At 59.7% G+C, this 1,322-nt stretch carries 1 protein-coding gene and 1 pseudogene; both read left to right on the top strand.

The annotated features are described in order from the left end of the window. The first annotated feature begins 50 nt into the window (after positions 1 to 50). Positions 51 to 359 (top strand): transposase, encoded by a 309-nt coding sequence (locus tag HMPREF3048_RS02500; RefSeq protein WP_070422110.1) that lies wholly within the window; start codon positions 51 to 53, stop codon positions 357 to 359. Continuing rightward, positions 353 to 1,267, top strand: a pseudogene (locus HMPREF3048_RS02495) (IS3 family transposase); the annotation flags it as partial. The gene HMPREF3048_RS02500 and the pseudogene HMPREF3048_RS02495, both read left to right, overlap by 7 nt. Positions 1,268 to 1,322: the final 55 nt, after the last annotated feature.

Below are 1,322 nucleotides of genomic sequence, written 5' to 3'. Positions count from 1 at the left end.
GTCATGATTCCGGTGGACGGTGAAACCCACCGATCTGGAAGGATTAAATCATGCCACGTAAGTATTCGGATCAGTTCCGTCAGCAGTGCATTGATGAGGTGTTGATGTTCGGCAAGACCCGTGGTGCCGTGGCCCAGGAGTACGGGGTGTCGTCCTCGTCGTTGGGACGCTGGGTGGCCAAAGCCGAAGGCACCTTGGGCACTGGTTCCGGCAGCCACATGCGCGCTGCTGATGCCGCGTCGCAGGACCCGGCAGAGATGGCAAAGCGGATCAAAGAGCTCGAGCGTGAAAACGAGTTTTTAAAAAAAGCGGCCGCCTTCTTCGCCACGGAGCACACCACGAGGACCTCTTCGCGGTAATTGCCCACTTCCACGAAGAAGGCAACCCCTGCCCCCGCTACCCAGTGTCAATGATGTGCCGTGTGTTGGAAGTATCCAGCTCCGGCTATTACGCCTGGCGCAAGCGTAGAGATACTCCGCCGACCGGTGGCACACCGCGGGCGAAACGCGCGGCGATTACCGATCTGGTTATCGAGATCTTCAACGAGCACAACGGTTTTGCCGGGGCGCGCACTATCTACCGGCAGCTTCAGGCCCAAAACGTTGCAACCACGCTGTATGCGGTGCGAAAGATCATGGCTGACAACACGCTGCACACCAAGTACCGTCGCGCGTTTAAACGCACCACGATCCAAGACCCGCAGGCGAGCGCACGAGCTGATCTGCTTCGGCGCCGTTTCTACCCCGCGATGCCGACAACCTATCTGTGCGGCGACATCACCTACCTGCGCACCGCGCAGGGATGGATGTATCTGGCCGTCGTGATCGATCTGAGCACACGGATGGTTGTCGGGTGGCAGATCGCAGACCGGATGAGTGCGCAACTTGTCGTCGACGCGCTGACCATGGCGCACGCGGCCGGTTTCGTCGCGGGCAACGCGGTGTTTCACTCCGACCGCGGCTCGCAATACACCTCGAAGCAGTTCGCGCAAACAGCCAAGAAACTCGATGTGCGTTTAAGCACCGGCGCGGTCGGTGTGTGCTGGGACAACGCGGTTGCGGAGTCGATGTTTTCCACGTTGAAGCTGCATCTGCTGTACGAAAAGAAGCAGTTCGCGTCGAAGTTCGACGCCCGCTACGAAGTCGGACACTGGATCGAGACGTACTACAACCGCCGCCGCATCCACTCCACCACCGGGCTGATCCCCGCCGAAGCAATGCGCCAATTCAAAACCCGCTGCGCCGACACACACGCCGCCGCAGCCTAACCCCCCACAACCAAACACAACGGGTTTACCCGTCCACAAAATTTGACACAGGCCA

It is taken from the genome of Corynebacterium sp. HMSC075D04, from assembly GCF_001815635.1.
In the GTDB taxonomy this organism is placed as follows: Bacteria; Actinomycetota; Actinomycetes; order Mycobacteriales; family Mycobacteriaceae; genus Corynebacterium; species Corynebacterium coyleae.
The sequence above is the reverse complement of the archived record's forward strand: the minus strand, read 5'-3'. Positions and strand labels throughout refer to the sequence as shown.

Bases quoted from the DNA above. Each gene is read 5' to 3' on its own strand.
- HMPREF3048_RS02500 (WP_070422110.1), top strand. From the start codon at position 51: ATGCCACGTAAGTATTCGGATCAGTTCCGTCAGCAGTGCATTGATGAG.